This is a genomic window from Kitasatospora sp. NPDC101155 (assembly GCF_044768305.1).
Taxonomy (GTDB): domain Bacteria; phylum Actinomycetota; class Actinomycetes; order Streptomycetales; family Streptomycetaceae; genus Kitasatospora.
The window spans coordinates 133,556-155,194 of record NZ_JBIWPN010000017.1 but is presented as its reverse complement, the minus strand read 5'-3'; the positions used below and the strand labels follow the sequence as shown (position 1 = coordinate 155,194).

Annotated in this window: 17 protein-coding genes; 4 read left to right on the top strand and 13 right to left on the bottom strand. The window is 74.0% G+C overall.

The features are described from left to right. The 5 genes from ACIRYZ_RS25635 to ACIRYZ_RS25615 form a co-directional block, all read right to left on the bottom strand. Positions 1-274: hypothetical protein (locus ACIRYZ_RS25635; RefSeq protein ID WP_402948121.1), on the bottom strand; the 274-nt coding region annotated here is incomplete at its 3' end. Continuing rightward, entirely contained in the window at positions 271-2,841 is a 2,571-nt protein-coding gene (locus tag ACIRYZ_RS25630; RefSeq protein WP_402948118.1) for an Hsp70 family protein, read from the bottom strand. The genes ACIRYZ_RS25635 and ACIRYZ_RS25630, both read right to left, overlap by 4 nt. Positions 2,842-2,872: 31 nt before the next feature. Next, positions 2,873-3,634, bottom strand: a complete 762-nt coding sequence (locus ACIRYZ_RS25625; protein WP_402948115.1) for a nucleotide exchange factor GrpE — start codon at positions 3,632-3,634, stop codon at positions 2,873-2,875. After that, positions 3,631-4,056: a hypothetical protein gene (locus ACIRYZ_RS25620; RefSeq protein WP_402948113.1), complete on the bottom strand. Its 426-nt coding sequence runs from the start codon at positions 4,054-4,056 to the stop codon at positions 3,631-3,633. The genes ACIRYZ_RS25625 and ACIRYZ_RS25620 overlap by 4 nt, the downstream gene beginning before the upstream one ends. Positions 4,057-4,195: 139 nt before the next feature. Further along, entirely contained in the window at positions 4,196-8,287 is a 4,092-nt protein-coding gene (locus ACIRYZ_RS25615; RefSeq protein ID WP_402948110.1) for a hypothetical protein, read from the bottom strand. 188 nt (positions 8,288-8,475) lie between these two features. On the opposite strand from ACIRYZ_RS25615, the gene ACIRYZ_RS25610 reads away from it, so the two are divergent. Further along, positions 8,476-10,272 carry a serine/threonine protein kinase gene (locus tag ACIRYZ_RS25610; protein WP_402948107.1) on the top strand — a complete coding sequence of 599 codons (1,797 nt, stop codon included), beginning with the start codon at positions 8,476-8,478 and terminating at the stop codon, positions 10,270-10,272. Positions 10,273-10,302: 30 nt separating this feature from the next. Here the strand turns inward: ACIRYZ_RS25610 and ACIRYZ_RS25605 are convergent, their stop codons facing one another. From ACIRYZ_RS25605 to ACIRYZ_RS25585, 5 genes are all read right to left on the bottom strand, one after another. Continuing rightward, the gene (locus ACIRYZ_RS25605) at positions 10,303-10,839 is read right to left on the bottom strand and encodes a hypothetical protein (RefSeq protein WP_402948105.1); all 537 of its coding nucleotides are present in this window, start codon (positions 10,837-10,839) and stop codon (positions 10,303-10,305) included. Between the two features lie 10 nt (positions 10,840-10,849). Continuing rightward, positions 10,850-11,902 carry an ABC transporter ATP-binding protein gene (locus tag ACIRYZ_RS25600; protein WP_402948102.1) on the bottom strand — a complete coding sequence of 351 codons (1,053 nt, stop codon included), beginning with the start codon at positions 11,900-11,902 and terminating at the stop codon, positions 10,850-10,852. Continuing rightward, the gene (locus ACIRYZ_RS25595; RefSeq protein ID WP_402948099.1) at positions 11,899-13,452 is read right to left on the bottom strand and encodes an ABC transporter permease; all 1,554 of its coding nucleotides are present in this window, start codon (positions 13,450-13,452) and stop codon (positions 11,899-11,901) included. The genes ACIRYZ_RS25600 and ACIRYZ_RS25595 overlap by 4 nt, the downstream gene beginning before the upstream one ends. After that, the gene (locus ACIRYZ_RS25590) at positions 13,449-14,516 is read right to left on the bottom strand and encodes an iron ABC transporter substrate-binding protein (protein ID WP_402948097.1); all 1,068 of its coding nucleotides are present in this window, start codon (positions 14,514-14,516) and stop codon (positions 13,449-13,451) included. Before ACIRYZ_RS25590 ends, ACIRYZ_RS25595 begins: the two co-directional genes overlap by 4 nt. Positions 14,517-14,882: 366 nt before the next feature. Continuing rightward, on the bottom strand, positions 14,883-17,129 hold the full coding sequence (locus ACIRYZ_RS25585; protein ID WP_402948094.1) for a heavy metal translocating P-type ATPase: 2,247 nt from the start codon (positions 17,127-17,129) through the stop codon (positions 14,883-14,885). Between the two features lie 470 nt (positions 17,130-17,599). Here ACIRYZ_RS25585 and ACIRYZ_RS25580 point away from each other — a divergent pair, with 470 nt between their 5' ends. Beyond that, positions 17,600-18,685 (top strand): peptidoglycan-binding protein, encoded by a 1,086-nt coding sequence (locus ACIRYZ_RS25580; RefSeq protein WP_402948091.1) that lies wholly within the window; start codon positions 17,600-17,602, stop codon positions 18,683-18,685. A gap of 92 nt (positions 18,686-18,777) precedes the next feature. Continuing rightward, complete coding sequence (locus ACIRYZ_RS25575) at positions 18,778-18,948, top strand: hypothetical protein (RefSeq protein ID WP_402948089.1); 171 nt, start codon at positions 18,778-18,780, stop codon at positions 18,946-18,948. A gap of 97 nt (positions 18,949-19,045) precedes the next feature. Here ACIRYZ_RS25575 and ACIRYZ_RS25570 read toward each other — a convergent pair whose 3' ends face one another. Beyond that, entirely contained in the window at positions 19,046-19,276 is a 231-nt protein-coding gene (locus ACIRYZ_RS25570; protein WP_402948087.1) for a hypothetical protein, read from the bottom strand. 29 nt (positions 19,277-19,305) lie between these two features. After that, positions 19,306-20,145 carry an SDR family oxidoreductase gene (locus ACIRYZ_RS25565; protein WP_402948130.1) on the bottom strand — a complete coding sequence of 280 codons (840 nt, stop codon included), beginning with the start codon at positions 20,143-20,145 and terminating at the stop codon, positions 19,306-19,308. Positions 20,146-20,236: 91 nt separating this feature from the next. Here ACIRYZ_RS25565 and ACIRYZ_RS25560 point away from each other — a divergent pair, with 91 nt between their 5' ends. Next, entirely contained in the window at positions 20,237-20,623 is a 387-nt protein-coding gene (locus tag ACIRYZ_RS25560) for a winged helix-turn-helix transcriptional regulator (RefSeq protein WP_402948084.1), read from the top strand. 43 nt (positions 20,624-20,666) lie between these two features. Here the strand turns inward: ACIRYZ_RS25560 and ACIRYZ_RS25555 are convergent, their stop codons facing one another. After that, entirely contained in the window at positions 20,667-21,593 is a 927-nt protein-coding gene (locus ACIRYZ_RS25555; RefSeq protein ID WP_402948081.1) for a GNAT family N-acetyltransferase, read from the bottom strand. Positions 21,594-21,639: the final 46 nt, after the last annotated feature.

Sequence of the window (21,639 nt, the reverse complement as noted above, 5' to 3'; positions counted from 1 at the left end):
CGGCGGCCCCGGCCACGCTCAGTGATTGCAGCAGTTCCCGGGCCGCTTCCAACCCGGGTTCGGCCGCCACCGCGCGGTGCAGCAGACCGAGCGCGAGCGCCCCGTCCCCGGCCGCCAGGGCGTCCAGCGCCCGGTTGTAATCGATCCGACCGGCGTAACGCAGCCGGAACAGCACGCTCAGGTCCTCCCGGCAGGACGGGCAGCCGAGCGTCTGCGGGTCCGCCGGCACCCGGCACAGCGGGCACTGCACGTCGAGGAGGCTCACGGTGGTCATCGCGGACCGGCCTCCTCCGGGCGCACCGGGCCGAGCGACTCGGCGGCCGGCTCGCTGCCGAGCTCCCGCTGCGCCTGCGCGTACAGCGCCAGCAGGTTCGACATGTGGGTGTTGACCGCCTCCATGTTGGGCGCCTCGACCGCGTCGTCCAGCCCGCGCAGCTCCGCCATGATCCGCTGACCCAGGGCCGGCGAGACCATGTTCTGGTTGACGTAGACGTTGCACATGGTGAGCATCCGGAAGGTGTGCCCGAGCGAGTCGCACAGCTCGTCCGCCTTCTGGGCCGCGCGCATCGCGCCCTCCCAGTCGGCGGCCTCGCGGCGCAGCCGCAGCTCGGCGGCCACCGAGCGCAGCCGGTCCAGGTCGCTCGGGTCCAGGTGCTTCTCGCAGTAGTGGATGAACAGGCTCAGGTACGCCTCCGAGCCGCGCACCCAGCGCTGGGCCTTCAGCTGGCGCTGGGCCCGCTCCAGGGCCTCGTCCACCGACTGACCGCGGGTCTGCCCGGCCGCCAGGTCGTCCAGGGTGTCCATCAGCCGCTGCGCCTCGCGCATCTCGGCCTCGGTCAGCTCGCCACCCCAGCGGTCGGTGAAGGTCTCGATCTGCCGCTGCTGCTCCTCGACCTGCACCTTCAGCTCGGGGTCGAGGGTGACCCGCTCCAGCTTGACGGTCTTCTCGGCGCCGCCCTGGATCCGCACCGACAGGGTGATGGTACGGTCCCGGTCCAGGCCGAAGGAGACCTCCACCGGGGTACGGCCGCCGAGGCCCTCGGGCAGCCGCAGGGTGAGGTGGCCGATCAGCTCGTTCTGCTGGGCGACCTCGTGCTCGCCCTCGTAGACCGCGATCTCCAGCCGCTGACGGCCGCTGCCGGAGACCACGAACTCCCGGCTGACCGGCGAACTGGTCGGGTAGCTGGTGTTCTTGGGGATGATGACGGCGAGGCGGCCGTCGTTGAGCTCGATGCCGAGGTTCTTCGGGGTGATGTCGAAGGGGTTGGTGACCTGCATCAACTCGCCGCACTCCGCGCAGACTTCGGTGCCGGGCGGGTTGACCTTGGCGCAGGAGGCGCAGCGCAGGCCGACGTCCTCGGCGGCGGAGGAGGCCACCTTGGTCTGGCCGGGGGCGGCCGAGTTGAGCGGCTCGCCGCACAGCTCGCAGGCGGTCACGCCGGGGGCGGCCGGCGTGCCGCAGCGCGGACAGTTGTCGCCGCGCAGCACGGTGGTGGCCTGCGACTGCCTCGGGACGGTCACGCCGGAGGTGGCCGAACCGGCCATGTCCTGGCCGCACTTGGAGCAGTCAGCGGCGTCGGTGCCGACCGGGATGTGGCAGGTCGGGCAGGAGACCCGGTCGCCGCCGAGCAGGGAGGTCGCGCAGTTGGCGCAGTTGGAGGCCGACAGGTCCCCGGGGGCCCGACACTCGGGGCACTCCACCTCGCCGACCAGGGCGGACTGCACGGCCGCGCCGAGCGCCACGCACTGCATCGGGTTGACGCCGCGCTTGATCCGGTGGTTGCCGAAGACCTCGCCGAGCCGCCGGGCGACCAGCGGGATCGCGGTCGAGCCGCCGACCAGCACCACCTCGTCGATGTCCCCGACGGTCAGGTTGGCCTGCATGATGGCCTTGTGGGTCAGCTCGATGGTCCGCTCGATCTGGGCCTCGATCAGCTCCTCGAAGCGGGCGCGCTCGAACTCCGTCTCCAGCACCAGCTGTCCGGCGCCCAGGCCCGGCAGGATGACCTCGGAGGACTGCTGGTTGGACAGTTCGATCTTGACGGTCTCGGCGGTGGAGGCGATCTTCGGGCGGTCGCGCAGGTCGGGCTGGTAGTCGGAGCCGTACTCCTCGCGGATGTCCTCCAGCAGCGCGGTGGTGATCGCGCGGTCGAAGTCGTCGCCGCCGAGCAGGTTGTCGCCCTCGATGCCGAGCACCGAGACCGAGCCGGGCACCAGCAGCAGGATGGAGATGTCGAAGGTGCCGCCGCCCAGGTCGTAGACCAGGACGGTCCGACCCTCCTCGCCGGCCTCGCCGGCGAGCCCGTACGCGAGCGCGGCCGCGGTCGGCTCGTTGATGATCCGCAGCACGTGCAGGCCGGCCATCCTGCCCGCCTCCTGGGTCGCCGCGACCTGCCGCTCGCCGAAGTAGGCGGGGACGGTGATCACGGCCCGGTGGAAGGGCTCGCCGAGGCGCTGTTCGGCGTCCTCCTTGAGCCGGTGCAGGATGATCGCGGAGATCTCGATCGGAGTGTAGGAGCGGCCGTTGAACCAGACGTTGACGTCGCCGTCGGTGCCCGCGGTGACCTTGTAGTCGACCTCCTTGAGGGCCGCCTGCACCTGCGGGTCCTTGAACTTGCGGCCCATGAAGCGCTTGACCGAGCGGATCACGTTGGCGCCGTCGATGGCGGTCCGGCTGCGCGCGGTGGAGCCCACCAGCAGCTCGCCCTTGCGGCCGCTGCCGACCACGGAGGGCGTGGCCTCCTGGTTCTGCCGGTTGAAGATGATCTCCGGCTCGCCCCGGCGCAGGTGGGCCACCACGGAGTTGGTGGTGCCCAGGTCGATGCCGAGTGTGCGGTACATGTCGTTCCCCTCTTGCCCCTCGTGGTCCTGGCTACTTCTTGCGCTTGCCGCGCTTGCCCGGCTTGCCCGCGGCCCTGGCCTGCCGACGGACCCGGGGCGGGACCGGCCTGGCCCGGGCTTCGACGGGCTCTACGGGCTCGACGGGCTCCGGCTCGACGGGCTCCGGCTCGACGGAATCCGGCTCGACGGAATCCGATCCGAGGGCCGACGGCTCAACGGCGTCCGCCGCTACGGCCGACGGCTCGACGATCTCCAGCCCCTCGGGCCTGAGCTCCGCGATCCGGGGATCCTCGACCAGCGGCAGCGCCGACTCCGGTGCGGCGACCACCACTTGGGCCCGCCGCAACACCTCCTGGTCCCAGAAGAACCCGGTCACCACCGTCTGCACCACCGTCTCCGGCGCCACCCCCGGCCGCACCTCGATGCCGACGATCTCGGTCAGCGCCGGGTCCGCCGCCAGCCCCTCCAGCCGCATCGGCCGCACCCCGGCCTTGGCGAGCCGACCGAGCAGCCGTCGGCGGGTGGCCTCGATGCCCGCGCCGCGCCCGAGCGCAACCAACTCGCGGTCCAGGCCGAGGGCGGCGAGCGCGTCGTCGACCTCGACCAGGACGCCCAGCAGTTCGCGCTGCTCAGCCCGGGCGGCCTGCTTCTGCTCCGTCAGCTTGCTGCCCAACAGCGAAGCGCGGAACAGCAGTTGGCTGAACTTGGCATCCAGATCGACGGACTCGACGCCCGGCGGAACCTCCAGCCGCCGGTGGCCGTCGAGCGGGGATGCGGTCGGTGCGTCGGTCATTCCGGAACCTCGATCTGCGGCAGCACGGACAGGTCGGCCGCGTATCGGGCCGGGACGGGTGGTTCGGGGTCGGCCCCGGCGGGTGCGGGCTCGGCGAAGTCGGCGGCCAACTCGGCTCGGTGCAGGGCGAGAAGGGCCGGGGCGGACGGCAGCGGCGGGCGCTCGATCACCAGCAGCGGTTCGGCGAGCGCGGGCGCGAGGAGGTCGGCGGCCTGGTCGACTGGCTCCGGCGGGAGCGGCTGCTGGAGGTCCGCCTCCAGTCGGCGGTCCGGGTTGCGCAGCAGCGCGGCGGCGTCCTGGATCTGCTGGCGGGTGAACCGGCCCGCCTTCAGCGCCTTCCCGACCGAGAGGTTGATCTCGCGCACCCCGGCCGTGAGCGGGATGCCCAGGACCTCGTACGGCGAAGGTTCGTGCAGTGGCATGGCGGGCGGTCCCTCTCCTCACGGCTCGGACGGGCTGAACGGGTCGAACTGATCGGAACTCACGACTCCCGGAAGGTAACTGACGGCCACTCATGGCACGCACGGTCTACGACGACGGCGACTCCCGTGCGGTTGCCGGTCACCGGAGCCGGTTGATCCGCGTCTGCAGGGCACGCAGCTCCCGGTCCCCCGGGTTGCACTCGATGGCCGTGGCGATCAGCTGGCGGGCCTCCCAGTAACGGTGGGCGTTGGCCTCGGCGACGGCGAAGGAGCTGAGAACGATGCCGAGTTCGCTGTTCAGCTTCGCGGTGTCCTCCGGCGAGCCGGACAGGTCGAGTGCCTCCTTCAGCAGCCGGATCGCCTCCCCGTAGCGGCGGGCCTCGTAGTGGCCGATCGCCTCACCGCGCCAGACGCTGACCATCAGGCGCCGGATGTCGGCCGAGTCGTCGTAGGACTTGGCCTTCTGCAACAGGGCGGCCTGGGCGGCGAACGGGCTGTCCCGCATGGTGTCGATGACGTGGTTGGCCAGCAGCACAGCGACCCGGCGCGGCGCCTCGCGCGCGACGTCGCCGTCCCACTCCTGGTCGACGCGCAGGGCCTCGGCCATGTGCGCGACGGCGCGGGTGCGGCGGTCGGCGAAGGCAGCGGAGCGGGCGAGCTGGCGCAGCACGAACGCGAGGCCGAGCCGGTGGTCCGGGTCGTCGCTGAGGTCGATCAGCCGCCGCCACATCTCGGCGGCCTCCTCCAGCTCCGCGTCGGTGGCGTCGGGGTGGCTGAGCTGGCCGGCCCGGTTGCCGAGGGCGGCCTGCAGGAAGCGTATGGCGGTCAGGTCCCCGGGAACGAGGTCGAGGCTCTTCTGCAGCAGCGCGAGGGCGCGCGTGTAGTCCTTGTCCTCGTTGTTGATCTTGCGGGCCCACTGGGCGTAGGTGGCGCCGAGGTCGCCGCGCACCTCCTGGTCGTCCGAGGCCAGCGCGAAGGCCTTCTCCAGCAGCGCGGCGGCTCCGGCCTGGTCGTCGTCGCTGCCCTTGAGCAGGGCGCGGGCGGCCCGGACGCCGGACTCGGCGGCGATCCCGGCCGCGTCGGCGGGCAGCACGGCGCCCGGGACGGTCCGGGCGCGGGTGAGGCAGTCCAGGGCCTCGCGCCAGTCCTGGTTGCGGTGGTGCTCGCGGGCCTGGCTGACCAGGGACTCGCCGAGCAGCGCCTGCCAGCCCTCGCCGCGCTCGTGCTCGGCGACCGCGTCCAGGGCGGCGACGGCGGCGGCCTGGCGGCCCTGGAGGCTCAGGTAGCGCTGCGGGCCGAGTTCTCCGAACAGGCCGAGGGCCCGGGTGAGCGCGGGTGCGTCGGGGCCCGCCGGGCGCCGCCAGGCCCCGACGGCCTGCTCGAAGGCGGCGGCCCAGGCGGCGAGTTCGGGCTCGGCGCGCAGCAGCCGGTCGAGGGTGGGGCCGACGGCGAGGCGGCGGGCGGGGCGGCCGGGCAGCGTGATCCGGACGTCCTGCTGGGCGAAGGCGTCGGCGGCGTGGGCCTCCATGCCCAGGCGCAGGGTCCAGGCAGTGACCTCGTCGCCGCTGCGTCCGGCGGCCCGGTCGAGGGCGCGCAGGTCCTCGTGGAGGCGGTCGGTGAGCGCGGTGCGGGCCGTCGCCATCCGCTCCGGTTCGGGGGTGCGGCCGGTGATCCGGGCGGCCTCGTCCCACAGGCCGGGCTGGTGCAGGGCGGCGACCAGGCAGCCGAGGGTCCAGGCCCAGACGTCCTGGTCGTCGGCGGTCACGGCCAGCCGGTAGCCGGCGAGGCCGAGGGCGTGCAGCACCCGGGGGTGGGCCGGGTCCTTGCGCAGGAGCGCGCGGTAGGCCTGGTAGGCCTCGCGGTGGCGGCCCTCGACGGCGTGCTGGTGGGCCTCGTGCTCGGCGAGCAGGACCAGCGCGCCGACCGCCTGCGGGTGGTCGGGAGCGAGGGTGAGGACCTGGCGCAGGTCGCCGGCGGCCCGTCCGGGCTGTTCGGCGGCGAGTGCGGCACCGGCCCGGCGGACCAGGACGGCGGCCCGGGCGGCGCCGGCGTCCTCCGGCAGGTCGGCCAACGCCTCGTCCAGGCGGCCGAGTTCGGCGCGCAGCAGGGCGAGGTCGAGCCGCAGCGGCGCGGCGGCGGCGCTGTCGCCGAGCGCCTCGGCCCAGGCGGCGAGGACGGGTTCGGCCTGCTCCGGGGTACCGGCCCGGCGGGCGCAGTCCAGGACGGCGCGCAGGGCCGGGCCGGTGCAGCGGACGCAGCGCGGGGAGGCGGCCCCGGCGGGTGCGTGCAGGTGTGCGGCGCAGCTCTCGCGGCCGCAGCCGCCGCAGGTGCCGGTGGCGGGGTGGGCGCAGACCGCGCAGTCGCCGGTGGGGTGCGCCGGTGCCGCCATGGGGGCGGTCAGGAAGTGGCGGTACCAGTCCAGTGCGGTGGCCCAGTTGCCGGCCCGTTCGGCGAGCAGGGCGCGCAGCCGGGCGAGCGCCGGATCCCCGGCCGGGTCGGGGTCGAGCGGTCCGAGGAGGGCGATGGTCTGGACCGGTCGGCCCGCCAGCAGGGCCACGGCGGCCAGGTGGTAGCGGTCGCGCGGCCCGGCGGTGGCGTCGAGCAGGGCGGTGACCTGCTCGGGGGCGCCCTCGGCCAGGGAGAGGGCGGCGCGCAGCCGGGACTGCCGGTGGGTGAGGGCGCCGGGCAGGGCGTCGGCCAGGGCGAGCGCCGCGACGGCGCGTTGGCGGGCTTCGGGGTGGTCGCGGCCGGTGACCAGCAGGTGGGCGGCCTCGCGCAGGGCGGCTTCGCGCAGCGCGGCCCGGTAGCCGGGGGCGGCGGGGTGCTCGGCGGCGGCCTGCTGCCACAGTCCGCGGGCGGCGACCGGGTCGGCGGCCAGCCGGGTGCGGGCGAGCCGGTCGCGGGCCAGGGCCCGACGCTCTTTCAGCTCGCGGTCGTCCAGCCGCTCCCAGCGGGCGAGGGCGCCGGCCTGGTCGTCGGTGCGGGCGAGGGCGAGGCCGTGGTGGAAGGCGGCGATCCGGCTCCAGCGGGAGTCCGGTTCGGTTTCGGCCTCGGCGCGCAGGATCGGCTCGGCCTCGGCGGCCTGGCCGGCGGCTATCAGGGCGGCGCCGAGCCGGACCCGGGCGGCACGCCAGTCGGGGGCCTGGCCGAGGCCGGCCCGGTAGTCGGCGGCGGCCTCGGCCGGGCGCTCGGCCCGCTCGTGGACCAGGGCGAGGCCGAACCGGGCGGGGGCGAAGGAGGGTTGGACGGTCAGGGCCGCGGTGAACTGCTCCCGGGCCTGGTCGTCGGCGCCGAGCAGCAGGGCGAGCCGGCCGAGGGCGTAGCGCGGGCGCGGGTCGTTCGGGCTCTCCCCGGCGGCGGCCGCGAGGTCGGCCCAGGCCGCGTCGGTGGCGCCGAGCCGCTGGCGGGCCAGGCCGCGGAAGAGCAGGCTGTCGGTGCGCAGCGCCGGGCCGCGCCCCCAGGGGGAGGGCTCGCCGGGGCCGCGGCGCAGCGCCTCGTCGAAGGCGGTGACGGCGGGTTCGTCGCGGTGCAGGGTGAACAGTTGGGCGCCCCAGCGGAACCAGAGTTCGCCGCTGCCGCCGGGGGCGGCCGCGGCGAGCAGGGGTTCGGTTTCGGCGGCCCGGCCGGTGGCCCGCAGCAGGGCGGCCCGGGCGAGCACCGGCCAGTCCCGGCCGGGCAGGGCGGCGAGGGCGCGGGCGGTGGCGTGGTCGCGCTGGTCGGCGGTGCCCTCGTGGCACAGCCGTTGCAGCCAGTGCTGGGTGCGGGCGGCGGCCTCGGCCTCCTCGCCGGGGTCGGCGCCGGCGGCGGTGGCCTGGAGGAAGGCGAGCAGCGGCCCGAGGTCGCCGTCGGGGGCCTGCGTGCGTTCCTCGGCGAGGCGGCGCAGGCTCCACCGGGGCAGTTGCCGGGCCGGGTCGGCGAGCAGCGGGAAGGCCTCGCGGTGCAGGGCGAGGGTGGCCTGCTGGTCGCCCGTGGGGATGGTGGCCTCGGCCTGGCCGAGCAGGGCGAGGCCGCGCTGCGGGCTCAGCTCCCGGGGTCCGTTGGCGAGTTGGCGGGCCAGCCGGGCGTAGCGGCGGCGGGCCTGCGGGGCCTTGCCGGCAGCGAGTTGTTCGGCGGCGGCGGCGAGGGCCTTGGCAACGCCGGTGGCGTCCAGGGCCGTTCGCCGGCGCGCGAGTACGACGGCGGCCACACCGGCCAGTGCCACCACGACCAGCAGCATCGCGATCAGCAGCATGCACCGTCCCCCTGATGTTCGACAGTCGCCCACCGCATGATCAACAGTCCCCGCACGATCATGAGTTGACGTGATTTCGTGATGTTGCTCGGGCGCCATCAGAATAGGCCCTCCTCGGGGCGGCCGAACAGGAACCCGGACTATCCTGGGCAGCCACATCAGCAGCGGTGAGAAGCGTCGGGGGTCGCGTGTCCGAGTCTCGTTGGGTGCCCGGGCTCCGCTTCGGGCCCGAGTTCGACCCCGAGCAGTACGAACTGCTGGAGTTCCACCACCGCGGCGGCGAGGCCGAGGTGTGGCGGGCCGTTCGTACCGGCCACAACGGGATCAAGGAACTGGTCGCCGCCAAGATCATGCTGGAGCGCGACCCGTCCGAGGTGCGCCGCTGGCTGGGGCGCTGGGACGACGTCTCGCACAACGCCCACCGGCTCGGCGTCAACGACCTGGTGGTGCCCAGCTTCCTGCTCGGGCCCTCCCCGCACCGGCCGGGCACCGTGTCCTCCGGCGGGCTGCTGGGCTACCAGATCTCGCCCTGGGTCGAAGGCGTGCCGCTGCACACCTGGGCGCGCAGCCAGCGCGGCGGCCAGACGGCGGTGGCCGAGGTGCTGGCGCGGCTGTGCCGGATCGTCGACGAGCTGCACCGCAAGCGCTGGGTGCACCGCGACATCTCCCCCGCCAACGTGCTGGTGGACGGCCAGGGCCAGGTCAAGCTGATCGACCTGACCTTCCTCGCCCCGCTCGACCACACCCTGACCGTCGCGGTGTTCACCCCCGGGCACGTCCCGCCGGAGGCCGAACAGGTCGGTGGCTTCCCGACCACCGCCAAGGACCTCTTCGCGGTCGGCACCCTGGCCCGCACCCTGCTGCTGCCCGACCACGGCCGGCTCGACCACCGGCTCGCCGCCGAACAGGCCCGCGCCGAAATGCTCGCGGCCGGCTACGGCGAGGAGTTGGCCCGCTGGGCCTGCGAACCGCTGGCCCGGGACCCGGACCGCCGCCCCTCCCCGCTCGGCCCGTGGGTCGCCCGCGGCCGCGAACTCCTGCGCGCCCACCGTCCGGTGGCCCGCACCGCGGGCCTGGCCGTCCTGCCCGACCGCGCCGGCCGGCCGCTGGTGGTCACCGGCGGCGCCGACGGCACCGCGCTGGCCGGCCCCGGCCGCACCGGACAGCGGCTGCCCGCCGGCCAGGGCCCTGGAACGGTACGGGAGTTGGCGGCCGGCTGGGCCGGTCGCCAGGGCGAGCTGGTGGTCTGCGCCGAGGACCGGTCCGGCACCCTCTGGGTCGGCACCGCGACCGGCTGGTGGGAGGCGGCGCGCGGAATCAGCGGACTGGCCGGGGCGGTCAACTCGGCCGGGGAGCTGACGGTGTGGACCGCGGCCGGCGGCGCCCTGCGCTCCTACCGCTGGGCGCCCGGCCTCACCCTGACCGGCCAGGAGCACCCCGGCTGCCCCGCCGACCGGGTGCTCGCCGCCGAGGAGGAACGCCCCGGCGCCTGGCTGGTGCTGGTCGAGCACCGCGAGCGCGTGCTCAGCTGGCGGCCGGGCGCCGGCCGGCCGCCCATCCCGCTCGGCCCGCCGGGCGCCCTGCGCGCCGGGGCGCTGGCCCGTACCTCCGCCGGACCGCAGGCCGCCACCCTGCGGGCGGACGGCTCGGTCCAGCTGCACACCCTGGGCCCGGCGGGGGCGGGGGCGGCCCCGGAGATCGGCGACGGGGAGCCCGCCCTCGGCATCGCCATGGTCGGCCACCGCGGCGGGCCGACCATCGCCCTGGCGGGCGCGGGCGGGGTACGGCTGCGGCTGCCGGCCGGCGGCGCCTCGCGGCGGCCGCGCTGGTGGCGGCCCACGCTGCGCCCGGCCACCCGGGTCGCGCTGGCCGTGGGGGACGACTGGCGGCTGTGCCTGGCGGCGGTGGTGGAGGGCGAGTTGCAGGTGTGGCAGGAGGACGCGGCGTACCGCTGGCAGGCGGTGGAGCTGCCGGAGGAGGGCTGAGCCACCGCCGGGCACGGGTGCGAACGGGTCCTAAGCCTCCGGGCAGCCGTGCAGGAGCTCGGCGAAGGCCTCACCGACGGAGTCGAACGGGAAGATCCGCAGCGCCGCGTCGCAGTCCGGCGTGCTGATCACGTAGCGCTCGGCGAGGTAGGAGAAGTCGTCCCAGGGCTCCCAGGTGTGGGCGCGCAGCAGGACCCGCCCGCAGCGGGTGCAGCCGATCCACGGCACGAGCACCAGGTCGGCGAGCTCCGGCTCGCTCCAGCCCGTCACCACCTCGGCCTCGTCGCGCTCGCCGTCGAGCAGCCGCACCCCGGCGGGAGCGCTGTCGCCCGGGCAGCGCAGGAGGCCGGGAGTGAGCCGCTCGCGCTCGCCCCACTGCTCGGCGAGCACGGAGATCTGCGCCCGGTCCGCACCGCCGATCGGGACCTGGCGGGCGAGCAGGCCCTCGACCAGCAGACCGAGCCCGCACTCCTGCTCCCCGATCTGCCAGCAGTCCTTGACCTCTTTCGAGGCGGGCTCCGGAAGGAGATCGGCTATCCGGTACCAGAGGGCGGTGTCTTCGTCCATGGGTCGAACCCTAAACCCCTCGGCCGACCAGGGCCTCCGGCAGCACGTGCACCGGCCCGGCGGCACCGACGTACGTCTCGCCGCCCGTCGGCCATGAGCGGTCCGAGGCCGCGATCAGGGTGTCCGGCAGCCCGGCGGCTTCGGGGCGGAGTTCGACGCGGTGGTCGTGGCCCCGGAAGTCGCTGCCGATCACCTTCGCCGGGACGGCTCCCGCCACCGGCTCGGCCGTGAGCCGGAGTTGGCCCGGGCGGAGCAGCGCGAGGCCGCGACCGGGGGCGGTGGAGGGGTCGGCCAGCGACAGGGCGCCGAATGCCGTACGGGCCTCGACTCCCGTGGTCTCGGCGGGGATCAGGTTCGCCTCGCCCAGCACCCGGGCGACGGCGGTGTCCGCCGGGCGGTGGTACAGCTCGTCCGGGCTGCCGGACTGGGCGATCCGGCCGTCGCGCAGCACGGCGATGGTGTCGGCGAAGGACAGCGCCTCGTCCTGGTCGTGGGTGACCAGGACCGCCGTGGTCCCGGACTGCCGCAGGGTGGCGGCGACTTCGCGGCGCAGCTCGGCGCGCAGCGCGGCGTCCAGGGCGGCGAAGGGTTCGTCCAGCAGCAGCAGGCGCGGCCGGGGCGCCAACGCCCGGGCGAGGGCGACGCGTTGCTGCTGGCCGCCGGAGAGCTGGTGCGGGCGGCGCTCCCCCAGTCCGGGCAGGCCGACCAGGTCCAGCAGTTCGCCGACCCGGGCGCGGCGCTGCGAACGCGGCAGGCCGAAGCCGATGTTGGCGGCGACGCTCAGGTGCGGGAAGAGCGCGCCGTCCTGCGGGACGAGGCCGATGCCGCGGTGTTCGGCGGCGAGCCGGCTGCGGCCGTCGTCCAGGACGCGGCCGTGCAGCACGACCTGCCCGGCGGCGGCCGGGTGGAAGCCGGCCAGCACCCGCAGCAGGGTGGACTTGCCGCAGCCGGAGGGGCCGAGCACGCAGGCGAGGGCGCCGTCCGGCACGGTCAGGTCGATGCCGTGCAGGACCGGGCTGCGCCCGTGTGCGGCGTGCAGGTCGACGACGGAGAGTCCGGTCATGGGGTGCTCCCGGGACGGCCGAGGGTGCGGCGGGTCAGCAGCAGGACGGAGGGGACGGACAGCGCGACCATCAGGGCCGCGTACGGCGCCGCGGCGCCGTAGGCGAGGCCGCTGGTGTAGACCCAGAACTGGGTGGCCAGGGTCTGGGTGCCGGTCGGGCGCAGCAGCAGGGTGGCGGTCAGCTCGGTGGAGGCGGTGAGGCCGACCATGGCGACGGCGGCGCCGAGGCCGGGCAGGACCAGGGGCAGGGTGACCCGGCCGAGGACGGCGAGCGGCCGGGTGCCGAGCGAGCGGGCGGCCTCCTCGACGCCGGGCGGGACCTGGGCGAGGGCGGCGCGCACGGCCGTCAACGCCAGCGGGAAGAACAGCACGACGTACCCGGCGATCAGCATCGGCGGCTGCTGGTACAGGGGTTGGGCCCAGCGGACCGCGAAGTACACCACCGAGAGGGCCACCGCGATGCCGGGCAGCGCCCGGGTGAGGTAGGCGACCCGCTCGACCGCGCGGGCCGGCCGGGTGCCGCGCCGCCAGCCGTACAGGGCGACCGGGACGGCGGCGGCGGTGGCGACCACGGCCGCGCCGAGCGCGTACCCGAGGGTGGCCAGGGTGGCGCCGAGGACGGAGGCGGAGGGCAGGGTGGTGGAGCTGCCCTTGATCAGCCAGTACGCCAGCGCGTACAGCGGCACCCCGAGCGAGACGCCGACCAGCGCGGCCAGGGCGGCGAGCGCCGGGACGGTCCAGCCGCCGAGGCGCACGGGCGGGGCGGGGCGGGCGAGGGCGCCGTGCCGGGTGACCCTGGCCCGGCGGCCGGCCCAGGCCTCCAGGCCGACCAGCAGCAGGGCGAGCGCGACCAGCACCAGGGTGAGCAGGGAGGCCGAGGCCGCGTCGAAGCCCAGCTTGTACTGGGTGAACACGGCGGTGGCGAAGGTGGTGTACCGCAGCATCGCGAAGGCGCCGTACTCGCCGAGCAGGTAGAGCGAGACCAGCAGCACGCCGCCGGCCAGCGCGGGCCGGGTGAGCGGGAGGGTGACCCGCCACAGGGTGGCGAGGCGGCCGCGGCCGAGCGAGCGGGAGACCTCCTCGGCGGCGGCGTCGCCGTGCCGCAGGGCGGCCGCGACCGGCAGGAAGACCAGCGGGTAGAGCGAGCAGGTCATCACCAGCACCGCGCCCCAGTAGCCGTGGACGGAGCGGAACAGCGACACCCAGGAGTAGCCGCGGACGAACTCCGGTACGGCGAGCGGCAGGGCGAGCGCGACGGTCCAGGCCCGGCGCCCGGGCAGGGCGGTGCGCTCGACCAGGTAGGCGGCGCCGAAGCCGAGGACGGCGGTGGCCAGGGTGACGGCGGCGGTCAGGCCGAGGGTGTGCCCGAGCAGGGTGGCGATCAGCGGGCGGCCGAGCAGCCGCCGGGTCTGGTCCCAACCGGCCTGCGCGGCCTGGGCGATGACGAAGCCGAGCGGCGAGGCGACCACCGCGACGACGGCGACGGCGACGGGGGCGAGCAGGCCGGTGGCCCGCCATCGCCCCCGCGGCCCGGCAACGGGGGTCGTCACTGGAGCAGACCGGCGTCCTGCAGCAGGGCCAGGGCCTGCTTGCCGTCGCCGAGCTGGGCCGGGTCGGCGACGGTGCCGATGCCGTCCAGGGCGGGCAGTTCGGGCTTGCCCTTCACTCCGTCGACCAGCGGGTACTCGTAGCTCGCGGAGTTCGCGATGACGGTCTGGGCCGGGGCGGAGGCGAGGTAGCCGAGGAAGGCCTGGGCGGCGGCCTGGTGCTTGCCGTGCTTGAGGACGGCGGCGCCGGAGACGTCGACCAGCGAGCCCGGGTCCCCCTTGGGGAAGTAGTGCAGGGTCGCGTGGGTCTCGGCGGCGCCCTTCTCGTCGCGCATCCGGTAGAAGTAGTAGTGGTCGATGACGCCGCCCTCGACCTCGCCGCTGTTGATCGCGGCGGAGAGGGTCTCGTTGCTGTCGTAGACCTTGGCGTTGTCCTTGAGGCCCTTGAGCCACTGCTTGGCGGCGTCCTCGCCCTTGGCCTTGAGGACCTGGGTGACGACCGGGGCGAAGTCGGTCTCGCTGGGGGCGATGCCCAGGCGCCCCTTCCACTCGGGCTTGGCCAGGTCGAGGACGGAGGCGGGCGGCGCGGTGTCGGCGCCCTTGCCGGTGGCGGCGAGGAAGGCGGAGGTGCGGGCGGAGACGCCGACCCAGTCGCCCTTGCCGGAGCTGTCGTTGGCCGGGACGGACTTGAGGGTGTCGGGGGCGACCTTGGCGAGCAGACCCTTGTCGCCGAGGACGGTGAGCGCGGGCGGGTTCTCGGCGTAGAAGACGTCGGCCGGGGAGGCGTCGCCCTCCTGGAGGATCTGGTTGGCCAGCTCGGCCTCGTCGCCGGAGCGCAGCTCGACCTTGATGCCGGTGCGCTTGGTGAAGTCGTCGGTCAGCGCCTTGACCGTCTGCTCGTGCTGGCCGCTGTAGAGGGTGATGGTCTGGCCGGCCAGGGCGGTGCCGGAGGCCTCGGGGGAAGCGCTGTCCCCGCCGGAGCCGCCGGAGCTGCCGCACGCGGTGAGCGCGAGGGCACAGGCGGCGAGGAGGGACAGGGCCGCGAGGGGCCTGGCGGTTCCGGGCATGGTGAGGGTCCTCCGAGGAAGCGGGTTCGGCCGTGCACGCCTGCGGCAGTCGCAGGGCATCGACCTGGCGACACGAGAACCTAGGGCAGGAAAGGCTTGCCTAACAAGTGTCGGAGCGTCACATCTCGGTCCGGTCGCGGTGAGGTAGGACTTCGGTGAGCGCCACCCCAAGCCCTCGCAAAATCCCCTTCAAGCGCAGGTCGGAGCGGGCGCGCCCGGACGAGGCGGATTCCGGCGGCCGATCCGGGTCAACGATCTGGACTACGGTGCGTGATGGCGATTCGGCGGTACAAGGAGGGCCCGGACGCGCCGAGGCCTCGGAACCGGGCAGCGGTTCCGGGGCCTCGGGGTCATCGGGGAGGGGGATCAGCGGAAGCGGCGCAGCCGGAGGCTGTTGCCGACCACGAAGACCGAGGAGAAGGCCATCGCGGCCCCCGCGATCATCGGGTTGAGCATCCCGGCCGCCGCCAGCGGCAGGGCGGCGACGTTGTAGCCGAAGGCCCAGAACAGGTTGCTCTTGATGGTGCCGAGGGTCTTGCGGGAGAGGCGGATGGCGTCCGCCGCGGCCAGCAGGTCGCCACGGACCAGGGTCAGGTCGCCCGCCTCGATCGCGGCGTCGGTGCCGGTGCCCATGGCCAGGCCCAGGTCGGCCTGGGCGAGCGCGGCCGCGTCGTTGACGCCGTCGCCGACCATCGCCACGACCTTGCCCTCGGCCTGCAGCCGCTTGACGGTGTCGACCTTGTCCTGCGGCATGACCTCGGCGATCACTTGCTCCGGCTCGATGCCGACCTCGGCGGCGACCGCCTCGGCGACCAGCTTGTTGTCACCGGTCAGCAGCACCGGGGTCAGGCCCAGGGCCCGCAGCTTGGCGATGGCCTCGGCGCTGGTCGGCTTGACCGCGTCCGCCACCTCCAGCACGGCCCGCGCCTCGCCGTCCCAGCCGACCGCGATCGCGGTGCGGCCGGCCGACTCGGCCTTGCGCCTGGCCTCGGCGAGGGCCTCCGGCAGGTACTGCGACCACTCGTTGAGCAGCGCCTCCCGGCCGGCCACCACGGCGTGGCCGTCCACCACGCCCTGGACGCCCAGGCCCGGCACGTTCTCGAAGCCCTCGACGGCGGGCAGTTCACCGGCCTTGGCGGCGGCGGTGGCGATCGCCCGGGCGATCGGGTGCTCGGAGGCGTGCTCCAGGGCGCCGGCCAGGCGCAGCACCTCGGCCTCGGTGACGCCCTCGACGGCGTGGACGGCGAGCAGGGTCATCTGGCCGGTGGTGACGGTGCCGGTCTTGTCCAGGACGATGGTGTCGATCTTGCGGGTGGACTCCAGGACCTCCGGGCCCTTGATCAGGACGCCGAGCTGGGCGCCGCGGCCGGTGCCGACCAGCAGCGCGGTCGGGGTGGCCAGGCCCAGGGCGCACGGGCAGGCGATGATCAGCACGGCGACGGCGGCGGTGAAGGCGGCGGTCCAGCCCCCGCCGGTGCCCAGCCAGTAGCCGAGGGTGGCCACCGCGAGGGTGATCACGATCGGCACGAAGACCGCGGAGATCCGGTCGGCGAGGCGCTGCGCGGCGGCCTTGCCGTTCTGCGCGTCCTCGACCAGCTTGGCCATCCGGGCGAGCTGGGTGTCCGCTCCGACCCGGGTCGCCTCGACGACCAGCCGGCCGCCCGCGTTGACGGTGGCGCCGGTGACGCTGTCGCCGACCCCGACCTCGACCGGCACCGACTCGCCGGTCAGCATCGAGGCGTCCACCGCCGAGGCGCCCTCGACCACCGTGCCGTCGGTGGCGATCTTCTCGCCGGGACGCACCACGAACCGGTCGCCCACCGCCAGCTCGGCGATCGGGATCCGCACCTCGGTTCCGCCGCGCAGCACCGTCACGTCCTTGGCACCCAGTTCCAGCAGCGCCTTGAGAGCGGCGCCTGCGGTGCGCTTGGAGCGGGCCTCGAAGTAGCGCCCGGCCAGGATGAAGGCGGTGACGCCGGCCGCCGCCTCCAGGTAGATGTTCGAGGCGCCCTCGCTGCGGGCGATGGTGAACTCGAAGCCGTGCCGCATGCCCGGCATCCCGGCGTCGCCGAAGAACAGCGCCCACAGCGACCACAGGAACGCGGCGCCGGTACCGAGCGAGACCAGGGTGTCCATCGTCGCGGCGCCGTGCCGGGCGTTGGTGAAGGCTGCCCTGTGGAACGGCCAGGCGGCGTAGGTGACGACCGGGGCGGCGATGGTCAGTGACAGCCACTGCCAGTTGTCGAACTGCAGCGCCGGCACCATCGCCATCGCGATCACCGGGACGGCCAGGGCCAGCGCGGTGAACAACCGCTGGCGCAGCGGGGCCAGCTCGTCGGCGGGCTCGGCCTGCTCGACGCCCTCGCCACCGGCGGCGGCCGGGGGCTTGGGCAGGGCGGCGGTGTAGCCGGTGGCCTCGACGGTGGCGATCAGGTCGGCCACCTCGACCTCGCCCTCGAAGGTGACCTTCGCCTTCTCGGTGGCGTAGTTGACGCTGGCCGAGACGCCGTCCATCCGGTTGAGCTTCTTCTCGATGCGGGCCGCGCACGAGGCGCACGTCATTCCGCCGATCGAGAGTTCCACCTCCGTGGAGGCGGGTGCCTGCGTGGTCATCGTTGCTCCTCGTGACAGTCGGTACTTCGAGGTACGTGCGCGGCCGGGCCGTCATACCCTGCAGGGGTATCGGGCGGTGCCGGGTTCATTTATACCCATGGGGGGTATCGAAGGCAAGCCTTGGAGGATACCCCAGGCCGGTATTTTTCCAGCCCACGAACGGCATCCAGCCGTCGGGCAGCGTGCACCGAACGCGCACAGCGCGCCCCGCCAACAGCCAGGCCCCGAGGCCTCACCCGGTTGCGCCCCCGCCGGTGCCGGGCGGCCGGCTCGGGCCCGGGGAAGGACGTGTTCCCTCACAGAGGTCTCACGCCCAAGTGGAAACGCGTCTCACAACACAGGTCAGCGCCGCGGGACGCGTCCCCGTGGCCGATGAGACGTCAGGCCGACTCCCCGACGGACGGCAAGATGAGGCACAGTTGTGCGCCCCGCCATCTCTGACGACTCATCACGGATCTGGAGAGCCTCCTGTGAGCACCCCCCTCCCCACCCGGCGCCGGTTGTCGCTGGGCCTGGCCCTGGCGGCCGTGCTGACCGGCGTCGGCGCGTACACCGCCTCGGCCGCATCCGCCGCGGCCGCGCCGACCCCGGTACCCCTCACCTCCTCGGCCTGCCCCGCCGACCTGCAGCAGGGTGAGGCCGACGGCTGCGTCACCCAGCTCCAGCTGGAGCTGAACCTGACCGGTGCCCGGATCACCGTGGACGGGCAGTTCGGCCCGGCCACCGACACGGCCGTGCGCAACTTCCAGGCCGCGCACGCCCTGAGCGTCGACGGCATCGTCGGGCCGGCCACCAAGTCGGCGCTCGACACGGCGGCGGCCGCCGCCTCCGGCACCGTGGACCTGCGCACCCAGTGCGGCGACCTGCAGACCGGCGCCAGCGGCCCGTGCGTCTCGACCCTGCAGACGATGCTGAACTCGTTCAACGCGGGCCGCCTGACCGTGGACGGGCAGTTCGACCCGGCCACCGACACGGCCGTGCGCAACTTCCAGGCCTCGCACGCCCTGGCCATCGACGGGGTCGTCGGCACCGCCGTCAAGAACGCCCTCTACACCAGCACCCCCACCCCGCTGCCCAGCGGCCCGATCGACCCCGCCAAGGTCCTGAACGCGGCGAAGTCGTACCTGGGCGTCCCCTACGTGTGGGGCGGCGGCCACTCCCTGCGCGGCGAGGGCCCCGGCCCGTCGCTCGGCACCTGCGACGGCTACACCGGCTCGATCCAGCCCTGCCCGGCCAACACCACGGCCGGCCTGGACTGTTCGGGCCTGGTCCGGGCCGCCTTCTGGTTCGGCGCCGGCATCGACCTCGCGGGCGGCGGCGACACCGACCAGCAGACCCTGGACAGCCACCTCACCCCGATCGCGGAGTCCCAGCGCCGGCCCGGCGACGTCGAGTACTTCGGGACGGACCCGCACACCACCACCCACGTCGTGCTCTACGCCGGCACCGACCCCGCCACCGGTGCGGACATGATGTACGAGGCGAAGGAGACGGGCACCAACGTCCACTACGTCGGCCTGCGCACCGGCGGCTACTGGTACCACGTCTCGGCCTGACCGCCCGGGGGCTGATCGCCCAGGCATGTCATCGGCGGCCTCACCGTCCGCCCCGGGCCCATCCACCTGTCCCATGGGCAGCGAGAACGCCCATGCCTACCAAGCTCGCTGCCATCGCCGCGGGAGCCGTCTCGTTCACCGGCCTCGGAGTCGGCACCGCCACCACCGCGTCCGCCACCGCACCTCCCGCGTGCGGCTGCTACGGCAAGGTGCAGTCGATCCCCGGGAATCGGCGGATTCCCGGGGACATCGCAACACAGTGATCGCCTGGCGTCGGCCAGGAGCCCGGCGAGACGCTCGGCTGGGGTCCCCCAGCCGAGCGTTTTGTCGCCCTCGAAGCGGGATGAACTCGGACGTAGGTCAGTCCGTGGCCTTGGGATGACCGGTGCCCGCGTAGGTGATCCAAACAATGCGGTCGGCATCGTCGATCAGGTACCAGATGCGCCCGCCGGCCGTGACCTCGTACTGCCAGCGCTCCAGGGCTTGCCCCTTGAACATGGCGGTACTGAGACTGTTCTTGAGTCGGTGCTGACGGCCAAGGTTGTCAGTCGCGCGGGGGGCGGCTCGGATCATCTCGAAGGCACGGCGCATGGCCCAGGTACGGGAGGTGCCGACCGGTCTCAACGGAACGCGGCGACATTGCGGGCGGCCCAGTCGGCGAAGGGGTGCGGGGCCCGGCCGAGGACCCGCTGAACGTCCGGACTGACGCGCAGCTCGGCCGGGTTCGGGGAGCCGAGGATGTCCAAGGTGTCGTCGGCGAGTTCCGCCGGCATGCTCCGGGCCATGGCGGCCCTGGCCTCGTCGCGGGTGAGCTCGTGGAACCTCACCGGCGTGCCGAGCGCGGCCGCGACGGCCTCCGTCTGCCCGCGCGGCGTGATCACCTCCGGGCCGGTCAGCTCGTACACGCCGCCCGCGTGCCGGTCGTCCAGCAGGCAGGCCGCCGCGACTGCGGCGATGTCCGTCGGGTCGATGATCGGCACGCCGACGTCCCCGAAGGGCGCGGCGACGACCTGGTGCGCGCGAACGGACTCGGCCCACCACAGGGCGTTGGAGGCGAAGCCGCCCGGCCGCAGGACGACCCACTCCAGGCCGGACTCCCGCAGCGCGTCCTCCAGCGCGCGCATCGCGATCCGCGTCGGGCCGAACGGCCTGGTCGCCACGCCCTGGCTGGAGAGCAGGACGACCCGGCGCACCCCACCGGCCGCGGCTTCGGCGATGATGTCGGTAGGGTCGGCCCCTGCGGCGTGCAGGTCGCCGGACAGCAGCAGGAACAGCGCCTTCGCCCCCTCCAGCGCGGGCCTGAGGCCGGCCGGCCTTCCCAGATCGGCCACCAGGTGGCGGACGCCGTCCGGCACCGCCGCCGCGTGCCGCGACACCGCCGTCACCTGCTCCCCCGCCTCGGCCAGCGCCTGCGTCAACGGCCGGCCGATGTTCCCGGTAGCCCCGGTCACCACGATCATGATCAGCTCCTTGTCGGTGTCCTCTGTGCTCCTCACGCTAGGAGCGGCGGCTAACTTTTCGTAAGGACATACCTGGAGGTAAGTTCATGACATGACGGAAGGTTTGCAGCACAGCCAAGCCGAGGCCAGAGCCCGGTATGACGTGTTTCACACCGACTGCCCCGCGCGCGACATGGTCGACCACGTGACCAGCAGGTGGGGCATCTGGGTGCTGATCTCCTTGCGGAGCAACGACCTCCGGTTCTACGAGCTGCGCGAGAGCATCCAGGGCATCAGCGAGAAGATGCTCTCCCAGACCCTGCGCGCGCTGGTCGACGACGGCCTGGTCTGGCGGAAGGTCGAGCCGACGACGCCACCCCAAGTCACCTACGGGCTCACCGTGTTCGGCCGGGAGGTCAGCGAGCCGCTGACGGAGCTGTTCGACCGGATCACCAGCCGACTGTCGCTGCTCGGCCTGCGCCGGCCCGGCAACGACTGACCGACTGCCGGTGAACACCCGGCGGCCTTCGCGCCGGTTCGTGCTACTCGATGCCGAGTGCCTTGCCGTAGACCGCGGAGCTTCGACGGACCGTCATGCCCACCCGCTGGTAGAGAGACAGCGCACCGGTCTCCGAATGAGTCCACAACGTGCACGTGCGGTGGCCCTGGCGGTAGAAGGCGCGGAACGACTCCCGCAACAGCATGCGGGCGATCCCCCGGTTACGGTGATCCCTCCGGACTGCGACCCGCTCGACATATCCCTCGTCAGTGCCCGGAACGTTCAACGACAGCACCGCGCCGACCATCTGCTCGCCGGCGTACGCCACTGGTGAGAGCGCCGGTGCGAACGTGTCGCGCTCGACGGTGTGCCGGGCCCATTCCTCGTAGGACTTCCGCCGCTTCTGCCATTCGTCGAACGCGTCCTCGGTGAGCTGGTACGCGGCTCGTTCGTCACCGGGTTGGAAAAAACGCAAGGTGATCCCAGGCGGCGGCCCGGGCACCACAGGTTCGGCGGGCATCGCGATCTCCAGCAGCCACTGGGCGACGAACGGCTCGTACCCGCGGGATCGCAACAGCTCCACCGCCGCCCGGTCGCTGTCCGAGACCGTCTGGCTGAGCCGTTCACTGCCCGCTCGGCGTGCCCGCGCCTCGACCCAGTCGAGCAGTGCGCTGCCCAGCCCTTTCCCCCGATGATCGGGGTGGACGTCGACCGCACTGCGTCGACCGCCGTGCACCCAGGCCCGACCGATGAGACACTCGGCCGAGTCGTACACAAGGAACGTATCGACGGCCAGGTCGAGGCCGGGCAGTGTGAGGTCCGCGGCTATGCGGTCGGGTTCGGTCTCGGGACAGCCCAGGAGCTCGCGCTCGCAGGCGGCAACCAAGTCATGTACCGCACGGGCATCGGCGACGGTCGCGGCCCGACACCGGTAGGAAGCCGGGAACAACGCGGAAGACAGATCAGCCATGGCGTGACTCTGTGCCAACCGATCTCACTCTGTCGACCGAGTTACC

Excerpts from the sequence above, each read along its gene's own strand:
- ACIRYZ_RS25630 (WP_402948118.1), bottom strand. The coding sequence starts at position 2,841 with ATGTACCGCACACTCGGCATCGACCTGGGCACCACCAACTCCGTGGTG.
- ACIRYZ_RS25625 (WP_402948115.1), bottom strand. The coding sequence starts at position 3,634 with ATGACCGACGCACCGACCGCATCCCCGCTCGACGGCCACCGGCGGCTG.
- ACIRYZ_RS25620 (WP_402948113.1), bottom strand. The coding sequence starts at position 4,056 with ATGCCACTGCACGAACCTTCGCCGTACGAGGTCCTGGGCATCCCGCTC.
- ACIRYZ_RS25615 (WP_402948110.1), bottom strand. The coding sequence starts at position 8,287 with ATGCTGCTGATCGCGATGCTGCTGGTCGTGGTGGCACTGGCCGGTGTG.
- ACIRYZ_RS25605 (WP_402948105.1), bottom strand. The coding sequence starts at position 10,839 with ATGGACGAAGACACCGCCCTCTGGTACCGGATAGCCGATCTCCTTCCG.
- ACIRYZ_RS25600 (WP_402948102.1), bottom strand. The coding sequence starts at position 11,902 with ATGACCGGACTCTCCGTCGTCGACCTGCACGCCGCACACGGGCGCAGC.
- ACIRYZ_RS25590 (WP_402948097.1), bottom strand. The coding sequence starts at position 14,516 with ATGCCCGGAACCGCCAGGCCCCTCGCGGCCCTGTCCCTCCTCGCCGCC.
- ACIRYZ_RS25585 (WP_402948094.1), bottom strand. The coding sequence starts at position 17,129 with ATGACCACGCAGGCACCCGCCTCCACGGAGGTGGAACTCTCGATCGGC.
- ACIRYZ_RS25575 (WP_402948089.1), top strand. The coding sequence starts at position 18,778 with ATGCCTACCAAGCTCGCTGCCATCGCCGCGGGAGCCGTCTCGTTCACC.
- ACIRYZ_RS25570 (WP_402948087.1), bottom strand. The coding sequence starts at position 19,276 with ATGCGCCGTGCCTTCGAGATGATCCGAGCCGCCCCCCGCGCGACTGAC.
- ACIRYZ_RS25565 (WP_402948130.1), bottom strand. The coding sequence starts at position 20,145 with ATGATCGTGGTGACCGGGGCTACCGGGAACATCGGCCGGCCGTTGACG.
- ACIRYZ_RS25560 (WP_402948084.1), top strand. The coding sequence starts at position 20,237 with ATGACGGAAGGTTTGCAGCACAGCCAAGCCGAGGCCAGAGCCCGGTAT.
- ACIRYZ_RS25555 (WP_402948081.1), bottom strand. The coding sequence starts at position 21,593 with ATGGCTGATCTGTCTTCCGCGTTGTTCCCGGCTTCCTACCGGTGTCGG.